The 8512-nt window shown below is 73.2% G+C and carries 4 protein-coding genes; 1 reads left to right on the top strand and 3 read right to left on the bottom strand.

Going from position 1 to position 8512, the window contains the following annotated elements; genetic code table 11:
- Positions 1-142: 142 nt before the first annotated feature.
- A complete protein-coding gene (locus FL311_RS17240) occupies positions 143-1561 on the top strand; it encodes a sigma 54-interacting transcriptional regulator (protein WP_141326219.1) in 1419 nt (472 codons plus the stop codon).
- A gap of 3 nt (positions 1562-1564) precedes the next feature.
- Here FL311_RS17240 and FL311_RS17235 read toward each other — a convergent pair whose 3' ends face one another.
- The 3 genes from FL311_RS17235 to FL311_RS17225 form a co-directional block, all read right to left on the bottom strand.
- Complete coding sequence (locus FL311_RS17235) at positions 1565-2965, bottom strand: serine/threonine-protein kinase (RefSeq protein WP_141326218.1); 1401 nt, start codon at positions 2963-2965, stop codon at positions 1565-1567.
- Between the two features lie 3 nt (positions 2966-2968).
- On the bottom strand, positions 2969-4456 hold the full coding sequence (locus tag FL311_RS17230) for a hypothetical protein (RefSeq protein WP_141326217.1): 1488 nt from the start codon (positions 4454-4456) through the stop codon (positions 2969-2971).
- 165 nt (positions 4457-4621) lie between these two features.
- Complete coding sequence (locus tag FL311_RS17225; protein WP_141326216.1) at positions 4622-8503, bottom strand: serine/threonine-protein kinase; 3882 nt, start codon at positions 8501-8503, stop codon at positions 4622-4624.
- Between the last annotated feature and the right edge of the window lie 9 nt (positions 8504-8512).

Genomic DNA, 8512 nt, shown 5'->3' with positions numbered 1-8512 from the left:
GGGCGGAGAGGGGGGACGCGGGGCCCGGCCGGGAGACAGACCGAGCCGGGCCTCCGCGGGGGCTTTCACGGAGCAACCTGACGGATGGGACAGGATGGACGACCGGAACTTCGCGTCACGTGGCCGTGGTATCTTGAAGCTCATGTCTGCTTCCGACCAGGCCCGCACAACACCTCCGATTCCCGACGTGAAGAGTGATCCGGTCTGGAAGGTCGAGGCGCGGGAGTCCGGCGACGAGGCCCTCCACGTCACGCTCCCCTACGAGCAGGGCCGCCGCGCGTACGACGCCTCCACCGTGCGCCGCTTCCGGCTGACGGTGGTGGAAGGCCCCCAGTCCGGCAGCACGTGGGAGTCCACGGCGGACACGTGCTCGGTGGGCTCGCATCCGCTCAACGACTTCGCGGTGGATGACTCCACCGTGTCGCGCTTCCACTGCGAGATTCGCATCGGGCCCAAGGGGCCGCAGGTGCGCGACCTGGACAGCCTCAACGGCGTCATCCTGGACGGCGTCCTGGTGATGGAGGGCGTGCTGCGCAGCGGCTCGCTGCTGCGGCTGGGCCGGGTGGTGCTGCGCTTCGACTTCAGCGCGGAGAACAACCGGCTGCCAGTGTCGGAGAGCACGCGCTTCGGGACGCTGGTGGGCGCGTCGGTGGCCATGCGCGTGTGCTTCGCGATGATGGAGCGCGCCGCTTCGCGCGACGTCACCGTGCTGCTGGAGGGCGAGACGGGCACGGGCAAGAGCCAGGCGGCCCAGGCCATCCACGAGGCGGGCCGGCGCAAGGACGGCCCCTTCCTGGTGGTGGACTGCGGCGCCATCCCCGCGCACCTCCTGGAGAGCGAGCTGTTCGGCCACGAGAAGGGCGCCTTCACCGGCGCGCTCCAGCGCCGCGCGGGCGTGTTCGAGGAGGCCATCGGCGGCACCGTCTTCCTCGACGAGATCGGCGAACTGCCCGCGGAGCTGCAACCCAAGCTGTTGCGCGTGCTGGAGAACCGGGAGATCCGCCGCGTCGGCAGCAACACGTACCAGCCGGTGGACGTGCGACTGATGGCGGCCACGCACCGCGACCTGCGCGCGGAGGTGAACGCGGGGCGCTTCCGCTCCGACCTCTTCTTCCGCCTCGCGGTGCTGAGAATCGCCCTGCCGCCCCTGCGTCAGCGGCCCGAGGACCTGCCGCTGCTGGTGGAGGGCATCCTGGGCACGCTGGGCGCGGACAAGGAGCGCACCGCGTCCCTGCGCACGCCGGACTTCCTGGCCCGGCTGCGCTACGCGGCGTGGCCCGGCAACGTGCGCGAGCTGCGCAACTACCTGGAGCGCTGCCTCGTCTTCGAGGAGGCGGTGGAGCTGACCGAGGACGAGTCGCGCTCGGGCAACCCCATGGAGGTGGACCCCACCCTGCCCTACGCGGACCAGCGCCGCCGCGCCGTCGACGACTTCGAGCGTCGCTACCTGCGCGCGCTCCTGGAGAAGCACCAGGGCAAGGTGGCCCAGGCCGCCGTCACCGCGGGCATGGACCGGGTGCACCTCTACCGGCTGCTGCGTCGGCACGGCATCAAGCCGTGAGCGTCACCGCCGTCCGGTGACGCGGGACCAGATGGCCCCGCCACCGGGCAACGGCGCCGCGAGGAAGCCGGACTCCAGCCCTCGCAGCGCCGACTCGGTGGCCACCAGCCCTCCGTCCGTCGCATCCGCCACCCAGCCCGGCAGGTGCAACAGGCTCGCGCCCGCGCGGCCCTCCGCTCCCGGTAGTTGGTCCACGTGGACGGTGATGGCCAGGCGGACCGGGGACGCGGTCTCGCGAGCGTCCTGGTCTCGCGCCCCCTCCTGCTCCAGGAGGGACAGCGCCGCCGCCAGCACGCGCTCTCGCACGGCGCGCTCGGAGGCCGCGTCATCGGGCAGCGGCGCCAGCGCCATCAGACAGCCGCTCCCCTCCAGCCGCACCTCCAGCCCCACCTCGCGGGCAACCAGGCCCGTGCGCTCCAGCAGGGAGTCCATGCGCTCCAGGCTCGTCGAGTCGGGAGCGTGGGCCAGGCGGGCCTCCGCGTAGAGCGCCACCGCGTGGCCCGGGTTCGCGCGAGGCCCCACGCCACCCACCGCTCGACGCAGCTCCTCCAGGAACAGGGCCACGTCCGGGTAGCGCTCCTCCCGAGTCTTGGCCAGACAGCGCGCCACCACGTCATCCAGCCCCGAGGGCACGGGCGCGCGCTCGGTGGGCCTGGGGGGCGGCGCGTGCAGGTGCTGCTCCTCCACCTCGTGCCGCGTGGCGCCCTGGAACGGCGGCTGCCCGGTGACGAGCTGGAACAGGAGCACGCCCAGCGCATACAGGTCCGTGCGCGCGTCGGGCACCTCTCCGCGGATCTGCTCGGGCGCCATGGACAGCGGCGTGCCCAGGGCGACGCCCGTGTGCGTGAGCGATGAGGCCCCGGGCACCCCTGGCGTCAGCGCCTTCGCCACGCCGAAGTCCACCAGCTTCACCCACAGGGCCTCGCCGCCGCCGGACAGGCGCATCACGTTCTGGGCCTTGAGGTCCCGATGCACCACGCCCGCCGCGTGCGCGACGCCCAGCGCGGCGCCCACCTGCTCCAGCACCTCCAGCGCCTCACGTGAGGACAGGGGCCCTCGCGCGGACAGCTCCGCGGCCAGGTCGCGGCCCTCCAGCCACTCCATGGCGATGAAGGGCCGGCCCTCCGGGAGCTCGCCATGGTCGAGCACCTGGACGATGTGCGGATGACTCAGCCGCTGGAGCGTCGCCGCCTCCCGGCGGAAGCGGCGCAGCGCGGTGTCCGTGGACAAGGCCGACGACTGCAGGACCTTGAGCGCGGCGAGCGTCCCGCTCGTCGCATCCCGCGCCCGATAGAGGGTGGAGACCGGCCCCCGGTAATGGACACGCTCCACGACCCAGCGCCCCACCAGCGCGCCGGGCCGCAGCTCCTCACCGTAGAGAGCCTCCACGCCTCCGCTCGTCATCGACTAGCGCTCCTTGCTCGTGCGAATCGTCCGCGAGCACAGCTTGCGCGCGCGCTCGTCCTGCACCGGGCCGCAGGCGTCATGCAGGAACGTCGTCACCGGCTCCTTCCACAGACCGCCGAACGGATCCTTGCACCGCTCGTAGTCGCCGTCCCCCGGCACCTCCGGGCCATCGTCGATCTCACACCGGCCCTGCCCCGCCGCGCTCCCCCAGCAGGGGCCCGCTACCGTGGACGCGCAGTTGGCGCCGGAGCCGGGCAATGCGCAGACGCGGTGCGAGGAGTACGCCGCGCCGTTGCTCCACTGCGGGTCGAAGCAGGAGTACATCCGCTTGTAGATGGCACCATCCACCACCGCGTCATCCCCCACCACGCGGTAGCGCGTGAGGTCACCCTGGCGGACCTCCTCCACGTACACCTGCGTGGCCAGCGCCTTCGAGTCGAAGATGTTGCCGTAGAAGGCGCCCTCGCGAACGCCGAAGACCTCGGCCTCCGCCAGCGGATAGGCCGCCAGCTCGGAGGAGTCCGCGGCCACGCTCGCGACGCCGCTGTCATTGCTGTCATACGGCGCCGTCATCACGCTGAAGTATCCCTCCGCCGGGCAGGTGAAGCCGACCACCGGCCCCGTGCCGGAGCAGCTGGACTCCGACTCGCCGAGCGCCGTGTCGCTGGCGGAGCCACAGCCCACCACGCCCGAGCAGACCCGCAGCGCCATGCGCCCGCCGGTCGAGGCCCCCAGCGCCGGCCCCGGGCAGGAGACGGCGCCGCCCGCCCCGACCCAGACCTGCGAGCCGGGCAGACAGGAGCCGATACCGTCCGACGTCCACCCGCAGTCGCGCTGCGCGCCCGTCTCGCCCTCATGGCAGCCCTCGAAGCTCGGCAGCTTCGTCGCCGTGGTCGGGTCGTACTCCGCCGGCCGCGACACCGGCTCCAGGTAGAAGATGCTCGGGTCGCCGGAGACCTCGCCGCGGATGGACAGCTCCACGCGGCGGCCGAACGCGTTGTTGCGCGCCAGCAGGCACGCGGAGACACGGTTGAGACACTCGGGCGTCGGGGCCGACGTCAGCCACGACGTACACAGGCCCGCCTTGCCCTGCCACAGGTTGGCGCCCGGCGTCGGCCCGCGAGGGTTGTAGTACCAGAGCACCTGGTTGGGCCCCAGCGCGCAGCCCACCAGGTAGCTCATGAACGTCTGGGCATCCGGATCATGCAGCTGCTTGCGGATGTACGCGTCCCCACCCGATGCGCTGAACAGGGCCTGCAGCTTCTGCGTCGCCAGCATCCGGTTGGCCAGCGCGTTGGTGGAGAGGGCGTTGAGGACCAGCGCATCCGTGGACAGCGAGTTCGCGATGCGAATCTCCGCCCGGCTCTCCCCGACGTCGGACGTCGGGGCGTCGGCGACGGGCACGCTGCTCCCTCCCCCACAGCCGGCCAGGGTCAACAACAGCAAGGACACGACACCCGACGGGGCGCGACGGACAGTGACACCCATGGACGCTCCTCCAGTGAAAAACATGAAATTGGAGAAATACCCCCCCACTGAAGCACGCTCCAGGCCAGCCGCGCCGCCCGTCAGCTTGCCGGCGGGAAACCACCCTGGGAGGTCGTCCGCTGTAGCGTGGGAGGTCACTCCCCGGCGGGTTTGTGACGTCCCGCGCTACACCCGCCCCACCGTGTCGCGCAGGGCCTCCCAGCGGGTCCGCCAGAGCGGAGCGGAGGCGATGGCGCTCTCGGCGCGGGTCAGCCACGTGCGGGCTTCGTCCGGGAGGCGGGAGCGGAAGGCGGAGTGGGCGGCCTGGAGCAGCAACTCCGCCTTCTCGTCGGGAGAGGCCAGCTCGCGGGCCTCGTCCTCCAGCGCCGTCCATGCGGGCGACTCGTGCACTCCGCCTCCGCGCTCGGCCTCGCGCACCTGGAGCTCCACCAGCTTGCGCATGACGGCGGTGGGCGGCAGCGAGGCGGGCGGGCAATGGAACTCAATCCAGCGCAGCTGGCGGGACGCCTCCTCCCAATCGCCGAGCGCCACGCCGATGCGCGCGAGCAGCAGCGCGTCCACGGGCACCGGGTGTTCGAGGAAGAAGCGCACGCCGAGCTCATGGGCCCGGCGCGCCAACGGGAGCGCCTCCTGCAGGCGCCCCTGCATGTAGAGCACCTCGGCGAGGTTGAAGGTGGACCAGCGCTCCACCTGCGCGTGTCCCAGCTCGCGTCCCAGGCCCATCGCGCGCCGCAGGTCCTCCTCCATCCTCGCCACATCGCCCTGCCCCAGCCACAGGAGCACGCGGTTGATGAGCGTGGCGGCCAGGTGCAGCGCGTCGCCCGCGGCCTCGCAGCGGGCCAGGGCCTCCTCGAAGCGCGACGCGGCCTCCTCCGTGCGCTCGAGGAACGTCAGCGACGAGCCCAGCATGGCGAGGGCCACCACCAGGGTCTCGTGCTCCCTGGCGCGCTCGGCGCCCTCGATGACGGAGTCGAGGATGCGGGCCGCATTGCCCCACTCCCCCTGGCGCACGTGCATCCGTCCTCGAGCCAGGGTGCAGCGCAGGGACAGGCGCGGGTCGTCGAGCTGCTCGATTCGCTCCAGCGCCTCGCGAGCACAGAGCGTCGAGCCCTCCACGTCCTCCATCCAGTCGCGCGCGGTGGCCTCCTCCAGGAGCAGGTCCACGCACAGGGCCTTGTCGCCGCGGACCTCCGCCAGGGCGCGCGCTGCCGCCAGGTCACCGAGCCCTTCGTGGAAGCGCTGGAGGCGATGGCGCACGCGTCCTCGTCCCGCGAGAGCCCGCGCCCGCTGCTCGGAGTCGCGGTCCGGCAGCAGCGCGAGCGCGCGGGTGTAGAGCTGCTCGGCCTCCACGGAGCGGTGCGCACGACGTGACTCCTCGGCCAACACGAGGAACGCGGCGGCGGCCTCGTCGTGCGCGCCGCAGGCAGCGGCGTGGAGGGCGCGACGATGACGTTCGACGGGTGAATCCCCGGTGGTCGCCAGTCGCGCGGCGGCATGCAGCGCACGCCGAGTCACCGGCGGCAGGAGCGCTTCGATGGACTCGCGCAGCAAGGGGTGACGGAACGCGAAGCGGCCCAGGCCCACGGGCCTGAGGAGCCCCGCGCGCGCCAGACGCTGCAGGCCCGCGCCCGCGTCCAGGGAGGTGGCCATGCCCACGCCCTCCTCCGCGGGCCCGAGGTGTCGCAAGGCCGCGTCCACGCGCTCGACCTCCAGCTCCGTGCCGAGCACCGCGCACAGCCGCGCGAGCCCGCCGTACGCATCCGGCAGTCCATCCAGCGCGCGACTGGCGAGCCGCTGGAAGAGCGGCGTCACGGACACGTCGAGCAGCGCGTCCGGGGCGATGTACCAACCGCCCCCGGGCGAGGCCCTCAGCGCGCCCGCGGTCCGCAGGGCCACGGCCAGCTCAACGAGAGACAGCGGCACGCCCTGGGCCAGCTGCTCCAATCGCGCGAGCACCGGCTCCGGGATGTGCTCGGCGGGACGCAGCAGGTGCAGCATCAGCGCGCGACTGGCCTCGGGAGGCAGCGGCGGCAGGACATGTCGAGCGGCGCTCGCGCTGCGCTCGCCCAGGTGGGGCCGCAGGCCGAGCAGCGCCGGTCGAGCGACGACGCAGACCCAGAGCGGCGCGGACGCGCCCGTGAGCGTGGCGACCTCCAGCGCGTCGAGCGTCGTCGGGTCCGCCAGGTGCGCATCATCCAGCAGCAACACCCGGGGCAGCTCGCGAGCACGGTGACGAAGCGCTTCGGCGAGCCAGCGCGCCGCCGCGTGACGTGCGTCCGCGAGCGGGACGCCGCTGGTCCTGGGGGACTCGGGCAGCGGCGAGGGCCCGTCGACGAGAGCGGCGCGCAGGGTCTCGAGCAGCGCCTCCGGCGAGCGGACGTCCGGAGCCGTGGCGCGCAAGCGGATGACCTGGGCCTGGCCGCTCGACTCCAACCGCGCGGCGAGCGCTTCGATGACGCGCGACTTGCCGAGCCCCACGTCCGCGGTGACGACCGAGAAGCCCGGGACGCTCTCCGAGAGGCTGCGGAACGCCTCCTTCGCCAGCGACTCCAGCAGGTCCTCGCGGCCGAAGAGCGGAGGCGGTTCGGAGGAGGCGCTGGACGCCGCGCTGTCGAGCAGTCGCAGCCGCCCCACGTCCGAGGTGGAGTCCAGGAGGCTCGCGGTGTCGCGGCCCACGGCCTCGGTGGCGCTGGAGTCCAGGCGCGCGGCCGCGGCCTCCGTGACGCGCGTCTCACCGGGCACCCACGTCTGCGGCCACCAGTCCGCGGGCGAGTCCAGCGCGGTCCCCGCCAATCGCAACGTGGACGCACCGACGCGCACGTGCAGCTCCGCCAGATGGAGCACGGCCGAGGCCTCCGCCTCCTCGAGCAGCTTCCTCGCGGCGAGCGCGCCCGCGCGCACGTTCGCCTCGGCGGTGAGCGACTCCGCGAAGGCGATGACGTAGCCACCGGGCCTCACGCGCGCGATGAGCCCTCCGCGCGGTTCGATGGCGGCCTTCACCGCGTCCAACGACAGCGGGGTGTGGAGCCCGAGCAGCGCCACCTGCCGAGGCCCCGCGCCCGACGTGAGCGGCTGCTGCGGGGACACGGCCTCGCCCGGCGCGGCGGTGCCCAGCGCGGTGGTGGCGCGACATGCGGCGTCGAAGGCCGCGAGCACGTCGGGGGCCCTGGCGAAGCGCTCCAGCGGCGACTTGGCCAGACAGGAGCGGAGGACATCATCGAGCGCGGCGGGGACCTCCGCGCGCTCGGAGACCTTCGGGGGGCGCAGGCTGACGTGTCCGTGGCGGATCTGCTCCGGGCTGCCGACGAAGGGCGGCGCGCCCGTGAGCAGCTCGAAGAGGACGACGCCCAGCGAGTAGATGTCGGCGGGCGTGCTGGCCAGGCGCGCGTCCAGACACTGCTCCGGAGCCATGTACAACGGCGTGCCCAACCGCTGCCCCGCGGGCGTCACTCCGGGCGGGAGCGCGTCGGCGTCGTCCGGGTCCTCGAGGTCGTGGAAGCGCGCGAGCCCCAGGTCGAGGAGGCTCAGCGCGCCGCCCTCGCGCAGGAAGATGTTCTCCGGCTTGAGGTCGCGGTGCGCCACGCCCGCCGCGTGCATGTGCTCCAGCGCCGAGCACAAGCCACGGAGCAGCTCACGCACGCGCGGCAGCGACGCGGCGCCTGTGCCCGGCAGCGCCGCCATCCACGCCGCGAGCGTCTGCCCGTGCAGATGCTCCATCACCAGGAACGGTCGTCCGCGCGCGACGCCGTGCTCCAGCAGCTCCGGGACGATGGGAGCCCCCACGCGCCGCAGCGCCGCGGCCTCGCGCGCGAAGCGCTCGTGATGCGGCCCATGCCCGACCTTGAGCGCCACCTCGCGACCGTCCGAGTCGCGATACGCGGTGAACACCTGCGAGAAGCCACCACGCCCCAGCGGCGCGGCGCCGCGCACGCCCGGCACGTCCGTGAGCGTCAGTGTCCCGGCGAGCGAGCCGCCTGGAACACTCGCGCCGTGCACGGGACAAGCCGCGCCCGGAGCAAGGCGACGGTGACAGTTCAGGCAGCGCATCGGTGAGGA

Origin of the sequence: Myxococcus sp. AB025B (assembly GCF_006518215.1) — a bacterium.
Taxonomy (GTDB): domain Bacteria; phylum Myxococcota; class Myxococcia; order Myxococcales; family Myxococcaceae; genus Myxococcus; species Myxococcus fulvus.
This window is presented reverse-complemented; position numbering and strand designations above follow the sequence as displayed.

Bases quoted from the DNA above. Each gene is read 5' to 3' on its own strand.
- FL311_RS17240 (WP_141326219.1), top strand. From the start codon at position 143: ATGTCTGCTTCCGACCAGGCCCGCACAACACCTCCGATTCCCGACGTG.
- FL311_RS17235 (WP_141326218.1), bottom strand. From the start codon at position 2,965: ATGACGAGCGGAGGCGTGGAGGCTCTCTACGGTGAGGAGCTGCGGCCC.
- FL311_RS17230 (WP_141326217.1), bottom strand. From the start codon at position 4,456: ATGGGTGTCACTGTCCGTCGCGCCCCGTCGGGTGTCGTGTCCTTGCTG.
- FL311_RS17225 (WP_141326216.1), bottom strand. From the start codon at position 8,503: ATGCGCTGCCTGAACTGTCACCGTCGCCTTGCTCCGGGCGCGGCTTGT.